At 62.8% G+C, this 19976-nt stretch carries 20 protein-coding genes; 8 read left to right on the top strand and 12 right to left on the bottom strand.

All coding sequences use genetic code 11. The annotated features are described in order from the left end of the window. Positions 1-9: 9 nt before the first annotated feature. The 4 genes from OSJ75_RS06130 to hemC all read right to left on the bottom strand — a co-directional run bounded on the left by OSJ75_RS06130 (position 10) and on the right by hemC (position 4696). Positions 10-1683, bottom strand: a complete 1674-nt coding sequence (locus tag OSJ75_RS06130) for a heme biosynthesis protein HemY (RefSeq protein WP_267227259.1) — start codon at positions 1681-1683, stop codon at positions 10-12. Further along, positions 1680-2906, bottom strand: coding sequence for a COG4223 family protein (locus OSJ75_RS06135; RefSeq protein WP_267227260.1), 1227 nt, complete (start codon positions 2904-2906; stop codon positions 1680-1682). Before OSJ75_RS06135 ends, OSJ75_RS06130 begins: the two co-directional genes overlap by 4 nt. 156 nt (positions 2907-3062) lie before the next feature. After that, the gene (locus tag OSJ75_RS06140) at positions 3063-3767 is read right to left on the bottom strand and encodes a uroporphyrinogen-III synthase (RefSeq protein WP_267227261.1); all 705 of its coding nucleotides are present in this window, start codon (positions 3765-3767) and stop codon (positions 3063-3065) included. Continuing rightward, positions 3767-4696 (bottom strand): hydroxymethylbilane synthase, encoded by a 930-nt coding sequence (gene hemC, locus OSJ75_RS06145; RefSeq protein WP_267227262.1) that lies wholly within the window; start codon positions 4694-4696, stop codon positions 3767-3769. Before hemC ends, OSJ75_RS06140 begins: the two co-directional genes overlap by 1 nt. Positions 4697-4779: 83 nt before the next feature. Between hemC and tsaD the strand changes: the two genes are divergently transcribed. Genes tsaD through OSJ75_RS06170 form a run of 5 tightly spaced genes read left to right on the top strand, consistent with a single transcriptional unit; the run spans position 4780 to position 8250 of the window. Next, on the top strand, positions 4780-5862 hold the full coding sequence (tsaD, locus tag OSJ75_RS06150; protein WP_267227501.1) for a tRNA (adenosine(37)-N6)-threonylcarbamoyltransferase complex transferase subunit TsaD: 1083 nt from the start codon (positions 4780-4782) through the stop codon (positions 5860-5862). After that, entirely contained in the window at positions 5859-6842 is a 984-nt protein-coding gene (locus OSJ75_RS06155; RefSeq protein ID WP_267227263.1) for an NAD(P)H-dependent glycerol-3-phosphate dehydrogenase, read from the top strand. Before tsaD ends, OSJ75_RS06155 begins: the two co-directional genes overlap by 4 nt. Positions 6843-6845: 3 nt before the next feature. Beyond that, entirely contained in the window at positions 6846-7136 is a 291-nt protein-coding gene (locus tag OSJ75_RS06160; RefSeq protein ID WP_267227264.1) for a YciI-like protein, read from the top strand. Between the two features lie 8 nt (positions 7137-7144). Further along, positions 7145-7573: an EVE domain-containing protein gene (locus OSJ75_RS06165; protein ID WP_250016626.1), complete on the top strand. Its 429-nt coding sequence runs from the start codon at positions 7145-7147 to the stop codon at positions 7571-7573. Beyond that, positions 7570-8250: a class I SAM-dependent methyltransferase gene (locus OSJ75_RS06170; RefSeq protein WP_267227265.1), complete on the top strand. Its 681-nt coding sequence runs from the start codon at positions 7570-7572 to the stop codon at positions 8248-8250. Before OSJ75_RS06165 ends, OSJ75_RS06170 begins: the two co-directional genes overlap by 4 nt. A gap of 9 nt (positions 8251-8259) precedes the next feature. On the opposite strand, the gene OSJ75_RS06175 is transcribed toward OSJ75_RS06170, so the two are convergent. After that, entirely contained in the window at positions 8260-8793 is a 534-nt protein-coding gene (locus OSJ75_RS06175; protein WP_267227266.1) for a L,D-transpeptidase family protein, read from the bottom strand. Between the two features lie 129 nt (positions 8794-8922). Between OSJ75_RS06175 and OSJ75_RS06180 the strand changes: the two genes are divergently transcribed. Together OSJ75_RS06180 and OSJ75_RS06185 are read left to right on the top strand one after the other, a co-directional pair. Continuing rightward, positions 8923-9606, top strand: coding sequence for a response regulator transcription factor (locus OSJ75_RS06180; RefSeq protein ID WP_250016615.1), 684 nt, complete (start codon positions 8923-8925; stop codon positions 9604-9606). Positions 9607-9644: 38 nt separating this feature from the next. Further along, on the top strand, positions 9645-10103 hold the full coding sequence (locus OSJ75_RS06185) for a cyclic nucleotide-binding domain-containing protein (protein WP_250016595.1): 459 nt from the start codon (positions 9645-9647) through the stop codon (positions 10101-10103). Positions 10104-10107: 4 nt separating this feature from the next. Here the strand turns inward: OSJ75_RS06185 and OSJ75_RS06190 are convergent, their stop codons facing one another. From OSJ75_RS06190 to tesB, 6 genes are all read right to left on the bottom strand, one after another. Further along, the gene (locus tag OSJ75_RS06190; protein WP_267227267.1) at positions 10108-10914 is read right to left on the bottom strand and encodes an exodeoxyribonuclease III; all 807 of its coding nucleotides are present in this window, start codon (positions 10912-10914) and stop codon (positions 10108-10110) included. 103 nt (positions 10915-11017) lie between these two features. After that, positions 11018-11671 (bottom strand): outer membrane lipoprotein carrier protein LolA, encoded by a 654-nt coding sequence (locus OSJ75_RS06195; protein WP_250016577.1) that lies wholly within the window; start codon positions 11669-11671, stop codon positions 11018-11020. A 179-nt stretch (positions 11672-11850) separates the two neighbouring features. After that, a complete protein-coding gene (locus OSJ75_RS06200) occupies positions 11851-14463 on the bottom strand; it encodes a DNA translocase FtsK (protein ID WP_267227268.1) in 2613 nt (870 codons plus the stop codon). A 179-nt stretch (positions 14464-14642) separates the two neighbouring features. Then, on the bottom strand, positions 14643-16019 hold the full coding sequence (locus tag OSJ75_RS06205; protein ID WP_250016572.1) for an ammonium transporter: 1377 nt from the start codon (positions 16017-16019) through the stop codon (positions 14643-14645). A gap of 27 nt (positions 16020-16046) precedes the next feature. After that, positions 16047-16385 carry a P-II family nitrogen regulator gene (locus OSJ75_RS06210; protein WP_250016555.1) on the bottom strand — a complete coding sequence of 113 codons (339 nt, stop codon included), beginning with the start codon at positions 16383-16385 and terminating at the stop codon, positions 16047-16049. A 248-nt stretch (positions 16386-16633) separates the two neighbouring features. Further along, positions 16634-17503 (bottom strand): acyl-CoA thioesterase II, encoded by an 870-nt coding sequence (gene tesB, locus OSJ75_RS06215; protein ID WP_250016552.1) that lies wholly within the window; start codon positions 17501-17503, stop codon positions 16634-16636. 92 nt (positions 17504-17595) lie between these two features. Here tesB and OSJ75_RS06220 point away from each other — a divergent pair, with 92 nt between their 5' ends. Further along, positions 17596-18837 (top strand): ubiquinone biosynthesis hydroxylase, encoded by a 1242-nt coding sequence (locus OSJ75_RS06220; protein ID WP_416362524.1) that lies wholly within the window; start codon positions 17596-17598, stop codon positions 18835-18837. A gap of 6 nt (positions 18838-18843) precedes the next feature. Here OSJ75_RS06220 and OSJ75_RS06225 read toward each other — a convergent pair whose 3' ends face one another. Further along, on the bottom strand, positions 18844-19884 hold the full coding sequence (locus OSJ75_RS06225; protein ID WP_267227269.1) for an aldo/keto reductase: 1041 nt from the start codon (positions 19882-19884) through the stop codon (positions 18844-18846). Positions 19885-19976: the final 92 nt, after the last annotated feature.

Here is a 19976-nt window from a genome sequence, read left to right on the forward strand (position 1 = left end):
GAATGACGCCTAGAACAGGCGGCCTTTTTTTGCGGTACTGCGCGATTGATGCTCCGGCCGCACTCCCGGATCGTCCGGCACCGGCGCGACGAATATTTCGTCGCTTGACCCTTGTTCGGGTTCGTCTTCCGCCAGGCGCGGCAATACCGAGGCCACCGGCCGCTGGTCGGCGCTGGTCTTGTCAGCCTTCTTCGGTTCCGGGGCGGTGCGCGCCGGTTCGAATGCGACGACCTCTGCCTCGGCGATTTCAGCCGGGGCTTCATGCGCCCGGGACCTGGCCGGCGCGGGCGGCGGCAATATCGGCTCCGGTTTTGCATCGGCATTGGCTGCCGGCGCCGCATCGATATCCGGAATAGTCGGCAGATCGTCGTCGCCGACGTCGATGACGGGTCCGAGCTGCTCTACCGGAACCTTCCATTCGAAGGCGTTGATCCGGCCGGTGACCGGCGAGGCTGGGGCCCATTGCGGTGAAACGAACCCGTCGGCCGTCCAGGCGGGGTCGCGCGGCGCCTTTACCGCGCGGGAGAGCCATTGGCGCACCCGGCCCTGATCGCCGGTCTGCGCCTCTTCGATATCGGCCAGAAGCAGATATGCCCCTTCCCTCGGCTTGTTCCGCACCACCTCTTCGGCGGCCTCGCGCGCGATCCTGAATTCGCCGGCATCGAGCGCCGCACGGGCGATAGCGAGGCCCGATTCCGGATGGCTCGGATAGAGGCCGGCGAGACGGCGGGCGCGTTTCAGCCGGTCGACCGCCGAATCGCCGACACGGGCATGCACATAAATGTCCGCGGCATCGGGATGGGGAGTCCGTTTCCAGCTTTGCTCGATTATCTTCGAGCCCTTGCGCAGATCGCCCTGCTCGAACAGCGTCCTCGCGGCAATGATGGCGGCGGGAATGAGGTCGGGCGCAAGCTTGTTCGCCTCGATGGCCAGCGGCCGGGCCGAGAGCGGGTCGGTCTCGAACAATTCTGTCGCCTTGGCCGTCAGGATGGCGGCGCGCTCCTGTTTTGCCTTGTCCTTGTCGATCTGCCGCGACGATTTCTGCTTGTCGAGAAGTACCAGGGCGCCATCCCAATCGCCATGCGTCACCTTCTGGCCAAGCGCCGCGGTCGCCGCCCATTCCACACTGGGCGCGAGGGCCGCAGCCTCTTCGGCGTAGTGCCGCGAGGCATCCCTTGCACCAAGGCGCTGCGCCTCGAGGTAAAGCCCCCTCAGGCCTAGAAGCCGTGTCTCGGGATCATCAAGCATGGCCTCGAATTTCTGCCTCGCATCATCGGTGCGCCCCTCAAGCATCGCAGCCTGGGCATCGAGCAGCTTTATCAGCGGTTCCTGGTCGGAATTGAGAAGTTTCTCGGCCTGTTTGATCATCAGGCGGGCCTTTTGACCATCCCCCGCCCCCGCCGCTATCAGGCCGGTTGAAAGCGACTGGTAGCCGCGGTCGCGCTTGCGGGCGCGAAAGTGGCGGCGCAGGGCATAGGGCGAGGCGACGATGCTCTTGATGAGCCACCAGGCCAGCATCACGGCCGCAACGATGGCCACGACAGCCGTCGCTGCCACCATGAGGCTCACCTTGTACTGCATGCCGGAGAAAGTCAGCACCAGGTCGCCCGGCCGGTCCGCCAGCCAGGCGAAACCGACGCCCAGCATCAGGACGACGATGAAGAAGAAGAGAATGCGCATCATGGCCCGACTCCCTGGCTCGCCGTCGACTTGACACCGGAGAGAGCACCGGTCAGGGCTTCGGACATCGTCTTGTTGGCGTTGAGCCTCGCGGACATGGCATCTCCAAAGGCCTGCGAAGCGGTTTTCGCATCGGGCGGCAGCGAGTTCCATTCGTCTATGGCCGCCTGGAGGTTTCCAGAGCGGAGATGGGCTTCGATGCGCGCGGATTTCGCATCGACGCCCTCGCCCTCGACCATTCCAACCGGCCGCGCCTCGACGAGACTGGCGGCACTGGCCCAGAGCCGATCGACAATGCCGGCATTGGGATCGACCTGGCGGGCACTGGCGACGATACGCGGCGCAACATCGGCGAACTGATCGGCAAGCGCGGCAAGGGTCGGCACGCCCGCATCCGCTTGCGGCGCCAGCGACTGGATCGCCTTGTCCTCGGGCGCTACGGAAAGATAGGTATCGAGTTCGGCCCTGAACGGTTGACCGCGGTCCACCGCCGCTTTCAGCCCCGTTGCAGCCAATGCCAGCGCCATATCGGCCTGTCCAGCCGGATCATTGACCTTGGCTTCGATGGCGTCGAGCCGCTGGGTCAGGCCATTCAGGCCCTGTTCCAGCTGCTGCCGGGCCTCGGGCAACGAATTCTCGAGCCCTGCGATACGGCCGTCGAGCGCACTCGTATCCACGGGAGCAGCATTTGTGGCCGCATCCTTGACCGCGGCAAGCTCCTGCCGGATGGACGCGATCTCGGCATTGACGCCCTCGGCGCGTTCGACAGCGCTTCTGGCGTTGCCGGCGGCCTCTTCGATCCGGGCCACACTGGCCTGATCGAGCGCGGGAGCCGGCGCCTGGCGCAATTGGGCGATATCGGCTTCCAGCTTCGAAATATCCTGCCCCGGCGAAGGCAATACACCGCCCCATTGCAGCGCAGCGGCACCCAGCAAGGCCAGGATGCCGCCGGCAAGTCCGGCCAGGACCAGGCGAGCAGACGATTCGGCCCTTGCCGGCGGAACCGGCGTTGACGTCGATGCCGCACCCGGCCCGGCAGCAGGTCTTCCAAAGTTGTCGCCCGGCTGCGAAACGCTGGGCTTTTCGGTTTTCGGCGGCGGTGGCGGAGCGGCCACGCTTGGGCCGGACGAAGAGGCGGGATCGAAGCCGACGGGCTCAGGATCGGGAAGCTTTTCGTTGGCGGCCCGCGCAGTCTCTATGGATTCAGGCTTCAGTTCGATCGTCACCGGTTTTCTTGCGGGTCGGGAATGACGAGGAACGGATGATTTGGCCATGAATTCTCTCTTCTCAATAGGGCTGGCGGATCCAACCAAGGATAAGGCTTAAGCTAGCAAGGAAGTTCCATGGAGGAAACACCCGCGCGGCCGAACATCGGCGACCGGCTAGCCCTCGATCAATCGCAGCAGGGCCTCCTCCTGCGGTCGATTCGCGACACCGATTTTCGTCAGGCCATTGGCGTTCAATATTGTGGCGATTTTCTCGGAGAGGCAGAGAAACTTTGTATTGCTGAACGGCCCGGCCGCGCGTCGCACCAGCTCGACCAATGCTTCGCCGCCCTTGGCGGAGTAGACGAGGCAGAAATCGAGCACGATGTCCTTGAAAATGGAGCGGATGTCATTCTCCTGATAGGTGATGAATTTCGTGTCGTAGAGTTCCACTGCGATCATCTGTCGCTCGCCAGCCATGACAAGGCGCTCGAATTCCGCCGTGCGCACCCGCCCGGTCAGATAGGCGATGCGGGCGCCCCGCGGCAGTTCCTCGCGCAACACGGCCGCCAGTTGCTCCCCGTCGCCAGCGCCCTCCGTCACGGTCCCGAAGCCGGCCTTGCGCCCCTCGTCGGCGGTCGCCTCGCCCACGGCAAACAGCGGCAGATGGGTCAGACGCGCAAGCATATCCGGCGGTGCGTGCCGCATGGCGTTGGCACTCGTCACTGCCACCGCATCGAAGTCCAGCCCCGGCAGCTCGCAAGCGATCGCCTCGATCGACGTCAAAGGAAGGACAATTGGCTGGTAACCACGCCTTTGGAGCCTTTCGGCCGTTCTGGTCGCTCCGGGCTCGGGCCTCGTCACCAGAACCGTCTTCCGCATCACACCCAGTCCGCGAAGAAATGTTGTCCTGCAACCGCGCGCAGGCGCCTTGCTGCATCCTGGCCGATGTCGGCGGCGTCCGACAACGCCCCCTCGAGCCGTATCTCATGCGCCTCGCTTCCATCCGGCACGAGTATCATGCCGTGAAAATGCAGCGTGTCGCCATCAATGGTGGCGAGCCCGGCTATGGGCGTACGGCATGAACCGTCGAGCTCGGCGAGAAATGCGCGTTCGCAGGCAAGGGCGGTGGATGTCGGCAGGTGGTTGAGCGGCGCGAGAAGCCCGTCGATGCGGCTATCCCCAATCCGGCTTTCCACGGTGATGGCGCCCTGTCCGGGCGCCGGCGGAAAATCGGCCACGTCCATCAGCTCGGTCACCACATCGCCGAGCCCCAGCCGGCGCAGGCCGGCATTGGCGAGGAAGGTTCCGTCCACATCGCCATCGGCCAGCTTGCGCAGCCGCGTCTCCACGTTGCCGCGGAAGTTGACGACCTTCAGATCCGGCCTTGCCCGCCGGATCAAAGCCTGGCGCCGCAGCGAAGCAGAACCGACCGTGGCGCCGTGCGGCAGGTCGAGAAACGCGCCCGCATGGCGGCCTATGAAGGCGTCGCACGGATCCTCGCGCTCGAGATAGACCGAAAGATGCAGTCCGTCCGGCAGGAAGGTCGGCATGTCCTTCGACGAGTGCACGGCGAAATCTATCCTGCCGTCGAGCAATTGCTCTTCGATCTCCAGCGTGAACAGCCCTTTGCCGCCGACCTCGGACAGGGGCCGGTCCTGGATGCGGTCGCCGCTGGTGGAGATGACGATGATTTCGATCTGCTCCTGCGCGAAACCATGTACTGCCATCAAGCGCGAACGCGTTTCCCCGGCTTGTGCGAGCGCAAGAGCGCTCCCACGTGTACCGATCTTGAGCGTTTTTGTTTGCATTGGCAGCTGTCCGTGTTAGGCGATTTGAATACGGCCCTCTACTAACGGGCTTTTATTGCAGGGGCAATGCGACGAAGGGTATGATGCGCGTACTGGGTATCGAAACGAGCTGCGACGAAACGGCGGCGGCTATTGTCGAGAGAGACGAGGCCGGCGGCGGCGCCATTCGATCCAATGTCGTTCTCAGCCAGATCGGCGACCATGCGCCCTATGGCGGCGTGGTGCCGGAAATCGCCGCCCGCGCCCATGTGGAAGTTCTCGACGGCCTCATCGCCCGCGCCCTCGACGAAGCCGGCATGACGCTCGACGAGGTCGACGCAGTTGCGGCGACAGCGGGACCGGGCTTGATCGGCGGCCTCATCGTCGGTCTCATGACCGGCAAGGCGATCGCGATGGCGGCCAGGAAGCCGTTCTACGCGATCAATCATCTCGAAGGCCATGCCCTGACACCGCGCCTCACCGACGGGATCGCATTTCCCTATCTTCTGCTGCTCGTATCCGGCGGCCATACCCAGATGGTGCTGGTGAAGGGGCTGGGCGACTATGAGCGCCTGGGCACGACGATAGACGACGCCCTCGGCGAAGCTTTCGACAAGACGGCGAAAATGCTCGGCCTGCCCTATCCGGGTGGGCCGCAGGTGGAGATCGCTGCCCGTTCAGGCAATCCGGAACGCTTTGCCCTGCCGCGCCCGATGAAGGGAGAGAGCAGGCTGGATTTCTCGTTTTCAGGTCTCAAGACGGCGGTGCGGCAGCTTGCTTCCAGCCTGCAGCCTTTGTGGCAGCAGGACATCAACGATATCTGCGCCGCCTTCCAGAGTGCGGTCGCCGATACGCTCGATGACCGCGTTTCGCGTTCGCTGGCCCGCTTCCGCAGCCAGTTCCCGCAAATATCGGAGCCTTGCCTCGTCGTCGCCGGCGGTGTTGCAGCCAATGCCGTATTGCGCGATGGCCTGCAGCTTCTGTGCGCCCGCAACGGCTTCCGGTTCATCGCGCCGCCAATGGCGCTGTGCACCGACAATGCCGCGATGATCGCGTGGGCAGCAGCGGAAAGGGCGCATGCACAATTTGCAACGGACAGCCTGGACATCGCGCCGCGCTCGCGCTGGCCGCTCGACCAGCACTCGGTGCCGCTGATCGGAACGGGACGGCGGGGGGCCAAGGCATGAGCGGAAGCACGATCGCCGTGCTCGGCGGTGGCGCCTGGGGCACGGCGCTTGCCACCATGTGCGCCCGCCACGGCAATGATGTGACGCTCTACCTGCGCGATCCTCTGGTGGCGGAGGAGATCAATCGCAGCCACCGCAACGGAGCCTATCTTCCCGGCATCGATCTGCATCCCGGCCTGGCCGCCAGCACCGATGCAGCGGAAGCGGTCAGGGGCGCCGATCTCATCCTTTGCGTCATCCCCGCCCAATCGCTGGCGCAGGCGCTCGAATCCCTCGGCGCTGTGATCCCTGCCGACCGGCCGCTGGTGATCTGTGCAAAGGGGATCGAGCGCAGCACCGGCCGCCTGATGTCGCAGCTTGCCGGCGATATCCTGCCCGATCACCAGCTCGGCGCCCTGTCCGGCCCGAGCTTTGCGACCGATCTCGCGCGCGGATTGCCGACGGCGGTCACCGTCGCGGCCGAGGATGGCGATCTCGCCGATCGCATCGCCGCAACGCTGTCCGGCCCGACCTTCCGCTGCTATTCGACAGACGACCTGATGGGCGTTGAAATCGGCGGCGCCCTGAAGAATGTCCTGGCGATCGCCGCCGGCGCTGCCATCGGGCGCGGCTTCGGCGCCAGTGCGCAGGCTGCATTGATCACGCGCGGTTTCGTGGAGCTGCGGCGGCTGGCCGGCGCATTCGGCGCTCGCCCGGAAACGATCATGGGACTTTCGGGCCTCGGCGATCTCATGCTCACCTGCTCGACGCCGCAATCGCGCAACTATTCCTATGGAATAGCGCTGGGGCGCGGCGAGGACCTGACCGCCAGGCCGCTTGCCGAGGGCGTCGCAACGGCGGAAATTGCCGTGAAGCTCGCCGCCGCGCGTGGCATCGAGACGCCCATCCTCAGCGCTGTCGCAAACATTCTTGCCGGCTCCGTGACCATCGACCAGGCCATGGAGGCGCTTCTGTCACGCCCACTAAAGAATGAGGACTGAACCATGCTCTATGCACTCATCTGCAACGACAAGCCGGGCCAGCTCCAGCTGCGCCTCGATACCCGTGCGGCCCATCTCGCCTATCTCGACGGACTCGGCGACGCACTGAAATTCGCAGGACCCTTCCTCGATACCGACAGCAAGCCGAATGGCAGCCTCGTCGTCATCGAAGCCGCCGACGCTGCTTCGGCGCAGGCGATCGCCGGCGAAGACCCCTACGCGAAGGCTGGCCTGTTCGCCTCGGTCGATATCCGCCCATGGAACTGGGCCATCAAGAATCCAGCAGCGAAATAGGCGACATCATGGCATTCTGGTTATTCAAATCCGAACCGCACAAATGGTCGTGGGAAAAGCAGAAGGCCGCCGGCTCCAAGGGAACCCAGTGGGACGGCGTCCGCAATTATCTGGCCCGCAACAACATGCGCGCCATGAAAATCGGCGACAAGGGCTTCTTCTACCATTCCAATGAGGGGCTTGAGGTCGTCGGTATAGTGGAAGTCTGCGCCCTGGCCCACCATGACAGCACCACCGACGATCCGCGCTGGGAATGCGTGGACATCCGCGCCTACAAGGACGTTCCGACCCCGGTGACGCTGAAGGACGTGAAGGCCAACCCGAAGCTCGAGAAGATGGCGCTCGTGACATCCATGCGGCTCTCGGTCCAGCCGGTGACGCCGGATGAGTGGGAAGAGGTCTGCCGCATGGGCGGCCTGGTTCCGGCACCCGAATGAACGACGCTCCGCTGGACCCGGACAGCGAGCGTTTTCGGCAATTCGTACTGAACAACACGTCACTGCAGGCCCCTCCGCACGTGCCGGAGATAAGGCTCTGCCTGGCGGATGAAGCCCATGACCTATGGCACAAGACCGAAGAGGAATTGGCGGTTCTTGGGCTTCCCCCGCCCTATTGGGCCTTTGCCTGGGCCGGTGGCCAGGCTGTTGCGCGCTATGTGATCGATCATCCGGGTACCGTCGCGGGCCTCGTCGTCCTCGATTTCGCCTCCGGATCGGGTCTCGTCGGCATCGCTGCCGCCAGGGCGGGAGCTGCGAAGACGATTTCCTGCGAGATAGATCGCTTCGCCGGCCAGGCCATCGGCATCAATGCAGCGATCAACGAAGTCGGCCTCGAACTCTGCTCCGAGGATCTGATCGGCAAGGATCATGGCTGGGATGTCATCCTGGCGGGCGACGTATTCTACGAGAAGCCGCTGGCCGACAGGCTCACTCCCTGGTTCGACCGGCTGGCAGCGCGTGGCGCGGTGGTGCTGGTGGGCGATCCGGGGCGCTCCTACCTGCCGAAAACGAACCTCGAGGCCCTCGCTACCTACACCGTCGCCGTTACGCGGGCGCTGGAAGATTCGGAGGTGAAGAAGACCACCGTCTGGGCGTTCAGGCCGACCGTCGCCTAGTTGGTGCAATCAGCGCACGACGCGGATGGACGCGCCGTTCGAAAGGTGCGGCAGCAGGCGGTTCATGTCGCGGCGGCTCAGCGCGATGCAGCCCTCGGTCGGCCCGTAGCCCGGCCTTGCCAGATGCAGGAAGATTGCGCTGCCGCGCGAACGCTTGCGCGGGCTGATGTTCCAGTCGAGGACGATGCAGATGTCGTAGAGATCGTCGGCGCGCCACATGGTCTCGTGGCTGACCTTGTAGGGGATGCGCACCAGCCTGTTGTAGTTGCGGTCGCCGCTGACCTCGCACCAGCCATCATTGCGCTTCAGCGGGCGCAAGCGCAGGCCCGTCGCCGCAGCGACCTTCTTGTCCGGGCGCTTGAAACCGTGAAGCAGGCGCATCGTCGACAGCGGCGTAGCCCCGTCTCCCTCGCGCTTCGAAGCGCTGATGCCGCAGCGCCCGAGGGCGCAACGGAACACGAGTCCACCCGCGATAAGCTGGCCCTGCGAAGGGTTGCCGGGGCGCCGGCGTACCACGATCGTTGTCAATTTCCGTCCACGCATGCTTGCCTCACAAAACGCATTTTTATGCCAGACTGATGCGCCACATAAGCAATATCAAGTCGATGCCCTTTCTTTCCTGTCCAATTCGACTTAAATTCCAACGGCTTGTTTCCACTTGGCGGAGTTCAAATGACAGCACGTACCATTCTTATCGTTGATGACGATGCCGATCTGCGGTCGATCCTTGTTGAACAGCTGGGCCTCTATGAAGAGTTTCAGATCATCGAAGAAGACAATGCGACCAAGGGCATCCAGGCAGCCAGGAATGGCATCGTCGATCTCCTGATCATGGATGTCGGCCTTCCCGATATGGACGGGCGCGAAGCTGTAAAGGTTCTGCGCAAGGGCGGCTTCAAGGCTCCGGTCATCATGCTGACGGGCCACGACACCGATTCCGACACGATTCTCGGGCTGGAATCAGGCGCCAATGATTATGTGACGAAACCATTCCGGTTCGCCGTCCTGCTGGCGCGTATCAGGGCGCAGCTGCGCCAGCACGAGCAGAGCGAGGACGCGACCTTCGTCGTCGGCCCCTATACGTTCAAGCCGGGACAGAAGATGCTGATCGATGCCAAGGGCGGCAAGATCAGGCTGACCGAGAAGGAAGTCGCGATCATAAAATATCTCTATCGCGCGGGCGGCAAGGTCATCACCCGTGACGTGCTGCTGGAAGAGGTCTGGGGCTATAATTCCGGCGTCACCACCCATACGCTGGAAACGCATGTTTATCGTCTTCGACAGAAAATCGAGCAGGATCCCTCGAATTCGACCATACTGGTCACGGAAAGCGGGGGATACAAGCTCATTCCTTGATGTTGCGGCGGCCAATCTAGGTATATGTCTGTTCTTGCATGGCAATCGAAGATGATATTCGCATTCTGGAGACAGTGGGGCTGTTCGAGACGTTTACGCGCGATCAGCTGCGTCTGCTCGCCTTCGGCACCGAGCGTCTCGTCTTGCGTGAAGGCCGTGAACTCTACCGCGAGGGCCAATCGGCCGACTGCGCCTATGTGATCGATCGCGGCAGTATCTCGCTTTTTCGCGAAGGGTCTTCCGGCCGCGTGATCCTGAAAACGGTCGGACCCGGGGCGGTGCTCGGCGAGATGGCCATCATTGCCCAGACGAAGCGGCTGACCAGCGCCATGGCGGACGCGGAAACCGAGGTAATCCGGCTCAATCGTTCGCTTTTCCGCAGGATACTGGAAGAATATCCCGATCTTGCCGTGTCTCTCTACGAGAAGATCTCGCTGGATCTCCAGGAACTGATCGATTCCATCGCCCGCTACGACAACTTGTTCAGCGAAAGCTAGGCTCTCAGTCTAGATCGAACCGCGCGATCACCGGGACATGGTCGGATGGACGCTCCCAGCCCCGCGCTTCCTTCAGCACGGTGATATCGCGCAGGTCGCCTTCCAGGTCGGGCGAGCCCCAGATGTGGTCCAGCCTGCGGCCGCGATCCGCCGCTCTCCAATCCGCGGCGCGATAGCTCCACCACGTATAGATCTTCTCGCTCGGCGGAATGTGATGGCGCATGAGATCGCTCCAGCCGCCGCTTCTGCGCAGGTTTTCGAGCCCCTCGGTCTCGACGGGCGTATGGCTGACGACTCTCAGCAATTGCTTGTGCGACCAGACATCCGTCTCCAGCGGCGCGATGTTGAGATCGCCGACCAGCAACGAAGCCGATCCTTCACCGAATTCGGCGCGCATGGCCTTCATCTCGTCGATGAAGCCCAGCTTATGGGCGAATTTCGGATTGATCTCGGGATCAGGCTCGTCGCCGCCCGCCGGGACATAGAAATTATGGATGCGTATCCGCTTGCCGCCAGCCTCGACGACGGTGCTGAGATGCCTGCAATCGGCAATGTTGCAGAAGCCGACGCGGGCGGGCTCGGCCAATGGCCGGCGGGAAAGCGTGGCAACACCATGATAGCCCTTCTGGCCGCTGATCTCGATATGGGCATATCCCGCTTCGTGGAAAGCCTCGCGCGGGAACAGATCGTCCGGGCACTTGGTCTCCTGCAGGCACAATATGTCGGGCTGGTGATCCTGCAGGAATTGCAGGACCAAGGGCAGGCGCAGGCGCACCGAATTGATGTTCCAGGTAGCAACGGAAAAGGGCATGAAAAGCGGCTCTTGGGGTGGGACGTGCGGCCGACACTAAACCATGTGCGGCCGTATGAAAACCGCACATGCCATTGTCAAACAGCCGCATGCCCGCAAGCTGTTATTTCCGCTTCATCGCGATGCGCGTGTAGTCGATGGCGAACATGTCCTTGGCGAAGCGCACGCCGGTGCGGACATTGGTGATCATCACCGTCGTATCGCGGCCCTGCGCATCGGTGATCGTCCATTGGCGCAACTCATAGCTGCGCGGGTCGAACATCATCGTGATGGTTGAGTTGCCGAAGATCGATTTGTCGCCGAGGACGATAGTCGTCATGTCCGGCTCTTCCTTGACCGATTTGACCGTATTGCCGGTCAGGTTGATCTGGTCGCTGAGGAGCAGCTTCAGTGGCGTCTTCGACAGCGGGATGACGTCCCACGTGTCAAGCTTGCGATTGTTGATTACGACCGATTCGCCATCAGAGATGACTCGGATCGGCGACGGCTTCTTGTAGTTGAAGCGGATCTTGCCCGGACGCTCGATATAGAACGTACCTTCCGTCTGCTCGCCCCGCGGTCCGAACTGGACGAAATCGCCCGTCAGCGTCTTCACGCTGGAAAACTGGTTGGCGATCTGCTGCGCCGCGGCGGGAACAGCCGGCGCGTTCTGTGCGCCAGCGGCGGTGACCAGGAGCCCCATGCCGACGATGGACGCCACGGCCAGGTGGCGAACAAGGCCCCGCGCGGCACGTAACAATCTCTTCGTTCTCATCATGGTTCTGTCTCCTGTACTTGTGCTGACGCTAGCTGGTCAGTTTGTCTTGACTATGGCCAAGAAACGGCAGGTTACGGCATCGGTTCCGCCGCACCCGTAACGTAACGGCCGTCTCGCCGGTCACGCCGTTTCCGCAGGCTCGAACAGCGTGCCATGCAAGGCCCCGCGGTTACGTAACGTCAATAGTCGTCATCCTGTGTCGGCACGAGAATCTCCCGTTTGCCGGCATGGTTGGCGGGACCTACAAGGCCCTCCTCCTCCATGCGCTCGATGATCGACGCGGCCCGATTGTAGCCGATCCCCAGACGGCGCTGTATATAGCTCGTCGAGGCCTTCTTGTCCCTCAGGACGACTGCGACGGCCTGGTCGTAGGGGTCGTCCGAATCCTCCAGATTGGAGGTGCCGGCGGGCCCGTTGCCGCCATCCTCGTCCTCGTCTTCCTCGGTGATGGCGTCGAGATATTCCGGCACGCCCTGCAGCTTCAGATGCTGGACGATCTTTTCAACCTCGTCATCGCCAACGAAGGGACCGTGCACGCGCTGGATACGGCCGCCACCGGCCATGTAGAGCATGTCGCCCATACCGAGCAGCTGCTCGCCGCCCTGCTCGCCGAGGATGGTGCGCGAGTCGATCTTCGACGTGACCTGGAACGAGATACGCGTCGGGAAATTGGCCTTGATCGTACCGGTGATGACATCGACCGAAGGACGCTGCGTCGCCATGATGACGTGAATGCCCGCGGCACGAGCCATCTGGGCCAGGCGCTGGACGGCACCTTCGATGTCCTTGCCCGCCACCATCATGAGGTCGGCCATCTCGTCGATGATCACGACGATATAGGGCATGGGCTTCAGATCGAGCTCCTCCGTCTCGTAGACCGCCTCGCCCGTGGCACGATCGAAACCGGTCTGCACCGTGCGTGCGATTCGCTCGCCCTTCTTCTGCGCCTGCTCCACCCTCTGGTTGAAACCATCAATGTTGCGCACGCCGACCTTGGACATCTTGCGGTAGCGGTCCTCCATCTCCTTGACGGTCCATTTCAGCGCGACGACCGCCTTCTTCGGGTCCGTCACTACCGGCGTGAGCAAATGGGGGATGCCGTCATAAATAGACAGTTCGAGCATCTTCGGATCGATCATGATCAATCGGCACTGTTCCGGCGTCATCCGGTAGAGCAGCGACAGGATCATGGTGTTGATGGCGACGGACTTGCCGGAACCGGTCGTGCCGGCCACGAGAAGATGGGGCATCTTGGCAAGATCGGCGATCACCGACTCGCCATTGATCGTCTTGCCCAGCGCCAGCGCCAGCTTCGTCTTCGTCTGCTCGAAGTCGCGGCTGGCGAGCAGCTCGCGCAGATAGACCATCTCGCGCGTCTGGTTCGGCAGTTCGATGCCGATGGCATTGCGTCCGGGCACCACGGCGACACGCGCGGCGATGGCGCTCATGGAACGCGCAATATCGTCGGCCAGCGTGATGACGCGCGAAGACTTGATCCCAGGCGCTGGCTCAAGCTCGTAAAGGGTCACGACGGGGCCAGGCCGCACGTGAATGATCTCGCCGCGCACGCCGAAATCCTCGAGCACGCCTTCGAGAAGCCGGGCGTTCTGCTCCAGCGCCTCCTTCGAAAGGCTTGGATTGCGCACCACATTCTTCGGTTCGCTGAGGAAATGCAGCGAGGGCATTTCGAAACCTTCCGGCTTGATCAGCGATGTCTGCGCCTCGCGCTGTATGCGCACGCCGGTCTTCGGCGCGGGCGCAGGCGTGGCGATGCGAGCGGTGCCGGCGAATTTGGGCGCAGGACGGAGAGGCGGTTGCTGCGCACCCCAGTCATCCATTTCCCCATCGTCGCTGAAGGCCACCGGATCGAAGCGTTCATCGTCGAAATCATCATTGCCGATGTCGATCGGCGGCGCAGCATCGCGCGCCGTGTCATCATGGAAGCCCGGCTCGCGCCGTTCGGCAGCGCCGCGACCTCGAACCGGCGCCTCGGCGAAGACCTCGTCGGCGCGCATCGCCGGGCGGGCGGCGGCATAGAGGCTGGCGCTGCGGCCGAAGATGCGGCGGAAAAATGCGCGGATGCTGTAGAACCAGTGGGCGAGCGCGCCAATGGCAAGAAAACCGCCGCCTTCGCTTTCCTCATCCTCGTCGTCCTCGTCGAAATCATCGTCGGGAACGACCTGCTTGCTGGTTTTCTTGGCAATGACCGGCTCGCTGCCGCGATAGGTCAGGCCGCTGGCAAAGCCGAAGACCCACAACGCCGGCACTGCCAGCACCGCGACGAGAATCATGGCAAGCCCGCCGCGCGGGAACGATCCCGTGAACAGGGCCGGGATCTTCAAGACGATATCACCGAGCACGCCGCCCAGGCCGATGGGCATGGGCCAGCTTTGAGGAATGGTGAAGCAACCCGCCATGGCAGCCGCCAGAAGCGAGGCGAAGAACCAGGCGACGGCACGGCGCGGCATACGGTCGACGCCGCGGCCGGTCAGGAACAGCAGTCCCCAGATGACGGCGGGCACCAGCGCGGCGACCGTCGACAGGCCGAAGAACTGCATGCCGAGATCGGCAAAGACCGCACCGGGATAGCCCAGCGCATTGCGTGTGGGATTGGACGTGGCATGGCTGAAGCTGGGATCGAGCACGTTCCAGGTCGCCAGGCTGCCGATGGCGAAAGCGACGAAGCACAGGATGGCAATGCCAACGAGAATATTGATCTGCCTGCGGAACAGGTGCGAGAACCCACCACGTTCGTCATTGATGGCATAAGAGGCTGAATATCCCTGACGCATGAAATCCGGTCCCACCTGAAAGCATCGACGCGGCAAGACGAGCCGCAATGTTTGATTCTAACGTTACGGCGCGATGGTTAAGGGGGCATTAACCATGGAACGGAAGCCGCGGACTTCGAGCTGCCGGACAACAAAAAGGGCCCGACGAGCGGGCCCTTTCTGCAGAATGATCGCCAGGATCAGCTGTGATACGCGGCTTCGCCATGTGATGTGAGGTCGAGGCCGATGGATTCGCTTTCGGCGCTTGGACGCAGGCCCACCAACACGTCAACCACCTTGTAGAGGATGAACGAGCCGATACCGCTCCACAGGATGGTCACGCCAACGCTCTTGGCCTGCACCCAGACCTGGCCGCCCATGGTCACGCCATCGGCAAAGCCGGTGCCGCCGAGGGCCGCGCTGGTGAAGATGCCGGTGCCGATGGCACCGATGATGCCGCCAATTCCGTGCACGCCGAAGACGTCGAGACTGTCATCATAGCCGAGCTTCGGCTTTACCACCGCCACCATATAGTAGCAGATCGCGCTTGCGATGGCGCCGAGCACGATGGCGCCGATCGGACCCACAGTACCGGCAGCAGGCGTGACGGCAACGAGGCCGGCAACGACGCCGGATGCCGCGCCGAGCATGGATGCCGTCTTGCGCGCCAGCGCTTCGATGATCACCCAGGCGAGGATCGCACCGGCCGTGGCCGTGAACGTGTTGATCATGGCAAGGGCGGCAGTGCCGTTGGCCTCGAGAGCCGAGCCCGCATTGAAGCCGAACCAGCCGACCCAGAGGATCGAGGCGCCGATCATGGTGAGCGGCATGGAATGCGGCGCCATCATGTCACGGCCGAGACCGGCACGCTTGCCGATGACGAGTGCGCCGACGAGGCCGGCCACGCCCGCATTGATGTGAACGACGGTGCCGCCGGCGAAATCAAGCGCGCCCCAGTTGAAGATGAGACCATTTGCATCCCAGACCATGTGGGCGATCGGGAAATAGACGAGCGAAACCCAAAGGGCGACGAACAGCATCACCGCGGAGAATTTGATACGCTCCGCGAAGGCGCCGACGATGAGCGCCGGCGTGATGCAGGCAAAGGTCATCTGGAAGCAGATGAAGACCAGTTCCGGGATGACAACGCCATCCGAGAACGTAGCGGCCGTCGAATCCGGCGTCACGCCCGACAGGAACACTTTGCCGAGCCCGCCCCAGAAGGCTCCGGTGCCGCCACCGAAGGCGAAGGAATAGCCCCAGAGGACCCAGATCACCATGACCAGGGCGCTGATGCCCGTGCACTGCATGAGCACGGAGAGAACGTTCTTAGCCCGCACCAGGCCGCCATAGAACAGAGCGAGGCCGGGAAGGATCATGAACAGGACGAGGATGGTCGCGACCAACATCCAGGCGGTATCGCCCTTGTTGGCCGTGGCGGCCACGGCAGCGGCAGCATCCGGAGCAGCCGGTGCCGCCTCCTGGGCAATGGCCGCAAGCGAGCCGAACGCGGCGACGGCCAGCGACCCCAGGAGGGTGCTGCGCGCCGCAGATGTCAAACTGGTGGGAATTTTCATTATGCTCTCCTTGAACCCCAAAATGTCTTACAGCGCTTCGGTATCGGTCTCGCCCGTGCGGATACGGACGGCTTGCTCGATGCTGAGAACGAAAATCTTGCCATCGCCGATCTGGCCGGTCTTGGCAGCTGTGGTGATGGCCTCGATGGCGGTGTCGACGAGGTCCGATGCGACCGCGACTTCCACCTTCAGCTTCGGCAGGAAGCTGACTGCGTATTCCGCCCCGCGATATATTTCGGTATGTCCCTTTTGCCGGCCGTAACCCTTCACTTCGGTCACGGTCAGGCCCTGGATGCCGACAGCGGTGAGTGCTTCGCGCACTTCATCCAGCTTGAACGGCTTGATGATGGCCATCACAATTTTCATCTATCTACCCCTGCGCTTTTCGCGGTGATCGCCCGGTGGAATTACCGGACTGCAGCCGACCGCTTGGAAACATCGCCTCGGCTCGCGCCATCGGTGACTATCAGGGATGATTCAAGTTTTGTGCCAGATTCGAATGACCCGGCTAACAGATTGAAACAAAAGAGTGATTTTTTGCGAGAGTTGACCTCGCGCACAGAGCCAGTGCACACTGCCTAAAAAATGGGCGAGTTATGGTCGTGGTTTAAGATTTAACCTTGCCGATGCACACGAATTAGGCCTTCCTGTGCCGTGGAGGCGATCAGGGTGCCGTCGCGGCCATAAAGGGCGCCGCGGTTGAAGCCTCGTGCGCCGGAAGTGCTCGGGCTGTCGGCCGTATAGAGCATCCAGTCATCGAACCGGAACGGGCGATGGAACCACATTGCATGATCGAGGCTGGCGACCTGCAGGTCGCGGTCGAATATGGTCCTGCCATGGGCATAAAGCGAGGTATCGAGCAATGTCATGTCGGACAGATAGGCCAGCACGGCCGCCTGGATCGCCCGGTCCTCGGGCACCGGTCCCGTCGCTCGAATCCAGACATTCTGCTCCGGCGGAAGCTTCTCGCGTGATATGTAATGGGTCAACGACAGCGGCTTGATCTCGATCGGCCTGTCCTGCTCCCAATATTGCCGGATGATCTTCGGCGCGTTTTCCAGATATTGCTGCTTCAGGTCCTTGTCGCTTATCAGGCTTTCAGGACCCGGCACATTGAGCGGCTTCGGCTTCTGGTGCTCCAGCCCGTCTTCATCGACCTGGAACGAGGCTTCGAGCGAAAAGATGGCATGGCCGTGCTGGATCGCCACCACGCGGCGGGTGGTGAAACTCGAACCATCCCGGATCCTGTCGACTTCGTAGATGATCGGCACCTTCGGGTCGCCGGCACGCATGAAATAGCCATGCAGGGAATGGACATGGCGCGCCGGGTCGACCGTCCGCTGCGCCGCGACCAGCGCCTGCCCGATCACTTGTCCGCCGAAGACCCTTTGCCAGCCGACCTGCGGGCTGCGACCTCGAAACAGGTTGTGTTCAAGCGTTTCAAGGTCGAGTATGGACAAAAGCTCTTTCATGGCGTCGGACATGATGGCGCGTCTCCTCTGCGGCGTTCCAACGCTTGCAACAGGAACCGCCGCACAAGTCAAGCGCCATATGGAAGCCAGACCCGGAGACGATAATGGTCAAGAAAAACGCAACAGAGCCGCAGATTTTGGACGTTGTCATCGCGGGAGCCGGCTATGTCGGCATGGCCACGGCCGTCGCCCTGAAATCATCGGCGCCGCACCTCGTCGTCACGGTGATCGACGCTGCTCCAAGCGGCGTCTGGCGCAACGAGTCCCGGGCTTCGGCAATCGCCGCTGCCGCTTCGCGGATGCTGCAGCAACTCGGTTGCTGGGATGAGATCCTGCCCGAGGCGCAGCCGATCACCGAAATGATCATTACCGATTCGCGCACCTCCGATCCCGTGCGGCCGGTGTTCCTGACCTTTGACGGCGAGATCGATGCCGGGGAACCCTTCGCGCACATGGTCGAGAACCGCGTGCTGAACGAAGCCCTGCGGAAACGAGCCGAGGTTCTGGGCGTGCGCCTGATCGAGGGCGTGCCGGTCCATGGTTTCGAGGAAACGGCGGAAGCGCTCGCCGTGCGTTACGGCGACGGCGCGACGCTGTCGGCCCGCCTGCTGGTGGCGGCCGATGGCGTGCGGTCGCGGCTGCGCGACATGGCCGGCATAAAGACCGTCAACTGGGAATATGGCCAGTCCGGCATCGTATGCACGGTAGCCCATGAGCGCCCGCACAATGGCCGGGCCGAGGAGCATTTCCTCCCGGCGGGGCCTTTCGCGATCCTTCCCCTCAAGGGAAATCGCTCTTCGCTGGTATGGACCGAGCGCACCGAGGACGCGCGACGCCTTGTCGAGGAGGACGAGTTTCTCTTCGAGTCGGAACTCGAGCAGCGCTTTGGCCTGAAGCTTGGCGAATTGCGCGTGGTCGGCGGCCGCAAGGCGTTTCCACTGGCACTGACTCTAGCGCGCGATTTCGTCAAGCCGCGCTTTGCCCTCGCCGGAGATGCCGCCCATGGCATTCATCCCATCGCCGGACAGGGCCTCAATCTTGGCTTCAAGGATGCGGCGGCGCTTGCCGAGACGATCGTGGAAGCAGACCGTCTCGGCCTCGACATCGGTTCGATGGCGGTGCTGGAAGGCTATCAAAGCTGGCGGCGCTTCGACACGGTGCAGATGGGCGTCACCACGGACGTCCTGAACCGGCTGTTTTCGAACGACCACACGCCGGTGCGCGCCCTGCGCGACTTCGGCCTCGGGCTGGTCGAGCGCATGCCGCGCATCAAGAGCTTCTTCATACGCCAGGCCGCCGGCCTTTCGGCCGGCGCGCCCAGGCTGCTTCAGGGCAAGCCTATCTGAGCACCTTCAGAGCGGACGGGGATAGGCGCGGTAGATCGCATTGATCTCCGATATCACCTCGTCCGACAGGGTCAGATCGGCCGCCGCGATGTCGGTCTTCAACTGTTCCATCGTCGTCGCGCCGATGATGACAGCGGTCATGAACGGACGCGACAGGGCAAAGGCGATCGCCATCTGGGCGATATCGAGGCCATGCCTGGCCGCAAGATCGATATAGGCCTGCACGGCCGGCGCCGAATAATCATTGTTACGCCACAACCCGCCAGGCTGGACCGTGGCGCGGGTGCCGGGCGGGACCTGACCGCCGAGATATTTCCCCGTCAGCACGCCGGATGCCAGCGATGAATAGGCCAGCAACCCCACGTCCTCGTGATGGCTGAGCTCCGCCAGGTCGAGATCGAACACCCTCTGGATCAGGCTATATTCGTTCTGCACCGATGCAACCCGTGGCAGGCCGCCCTGCTCGGCCAGCTTCAGCCACTGGCCGATACCCCATGCGGTCTCGTTCGAGAGGCCGACATGGCGAATCTTGCCCTCCCGGACCATGTCGTCCAGGCCTTGCAGCGTATCGGCGATATTGTCCAGCACATCGGCCGTATCCTGATTTTCCGGCGCGTATTTCCATGCGGTGCCGAAATGATAGTGGCCGCGCGAGGCGTAATGGACCTGATACAGGTCGATATAATCCGTCTGCAGCCGCTTCAGGCTGCCTTCGACGGCTTCGCGCACCGATTGCCGGTCCGGCCGCCTTCCCTCCCTGATCCAGTTCGTGCCGCCGCCGGAGATCTTCGAGGCGAGAATGAACTTGTCGCGCTTGCCGGTCTTCTTGAACCAGCTGCCGATATAGGTCTCCGTCTTGCCATAGGTGTCGGGGCTGGACGGAATCGCATAGACCTCGGCCGTATCCATGAAGTTGATGCCGGCATCCAGCGCGTAATCGATCTGCTCATGCGCGTCGGCTTCGGTGTTCTGCACACCCCATGTCATGGTGCCCAGGCAAATTTCCGTAACCTCAAGGCCGGTGCGGCCCAATTTTCTCTGTTTCAAGGGGATTTTCCTGTTCTGGTCAGGTGACGTCGAGGCCGAGCCTTTGCTTGAACCTCTTCAGTCGCTGATTGGAGTCGGGCGAAACTGTAACT

The organism is Phyllobacterium sp. 0TCS1.6A (assembly GCF_026420825.1).
In the GTDB taxonomy this organism is placed as follows: Bacteria; Pseudomonadota; Alphaproteobacteria; order Rhizobiales; family Rhizobiaceae; genus Phyllobacterium.

Coding starts and splice junctions, on each gene's coding strand:
- OSJ75_RS06130 (WP_267227259.1), bottom strand. CDS start 1,683: ATGATGCGCATTCTCTTCTTCTTCATCGTCGTCCTGATGCTGGGCGTC.
- OSJ75_RS06140 (WP_267227261.1), bottom strand. CDS start 3,767: ATGCGGAAGACGGTTCTGGTGACGAGGCCCGAGCCCGGAGCGACCAGA.
- hemC (WP_267227262.1), bottom strand. CDS start 4,696: ATGCAAACAAAAACGCTCAAGATCGGTACACGTGGGAGCGCTCTTGCG.
- tsaD (WP_267227501.1), top strand. CDS start 4,780: ATGCGCGTACTGGGTATCGAAACGAGCTGCGACGAAACGGCGGCGGCT.
- OSJ75_RS06155 (WP_267227263.1), top strand. CDS start 5,859: ATGAGCGGAAGCACGATCGCCGTGCTCGGCGGTGGCGCCTGGGGCACG.
- OSJ75_RS06160 (WP_267227264.1), top strand. CDS start 6,846: ATGCTCTATGCACTCATCTGCAACGACAAGCCGGGCCAGCTCCAGCTG.
- OSJ75_RS06165 (WP_250016626.1), top strand. CDS start 7,145: ATGGCATTCTGGTTATTCAAATCCGAACCGCACAAATGGTCGTGGGAA.
- OSJ75_RS06170 (WP_267227265.1), top strand. CDS start 7,570: ATGAACGACGCTCCGCTGGACCCGGACAGCGAGCGTTTTCGGCAATTC.
- OSJ75_RS06175 (WP_267227266.1), bottom strand. CDS start 8,793: ATGCGTGGACGGAAATTGACAACGATCGTGGTACGCCGGCGCCCCGGC.
- OSJ75_RS06180 (WP_250016615.1), top strand. CDS start 8,923: ATGACAGCACGTACCATTCTTATCGTTGATGACGATGCCGATCTGCGG.
- OSJ75_RS06185 (WP_250016595.1), top strand. CDS start 9,645: ATGGCAATCGAAGATGATATTCGCATTCTGGAGACAGTGGGGCTGTTC.
- OSJ75_RS06190 (WP_267227267.1), bottom strand. CDS start 10,914: ATGCCCTTTTCCGTTGCTACCTGGAACATCAATTCGGTGCGCCTGCGC.
- OSJ75_RS06195 (WP_250016577.1), bottom strand. CDS start 11,671: ATGATGAGAACGAAGAGATTGTTACGTGCCGCGCGGGGCCTTGTTCGC.
- OSJ75_RS06200 (WP_267227268.1), bottom strand. CDS start 14,463: ATGCGTCAGGGATATTCAGCCTCTTATGCCATCAATGACGAACGTGGT.
- OSJ75_RS06205 (WP_250016572.1), bottom strand. CDS start 16,019: ATGAAAATTCCCACCAGTTTGACATCTGCGGCGCGCAGCACCCTCCTG.
- OSJ75_RS06210 (WP_250016555.1), bottom strand. CDS start 16,385: ATGAAAATTGTGATGGCCATCATCAAGCCGTTCAAGCTGGATGAAGTG.
- tesB (WP_250016552.1), bottom strand. CDS start 17,503: ATGTCCGACGCCATGAAAGAGCTTTTGTCCATACTCGACCTTGAAACG.
- OSJ75_RS06220 (WP_416362524.1), top strand. CDS start 17,596: ATGGTCAAGAAAAACGCAACAGAGCCGCAGATTTTGGACGTTGTCATC.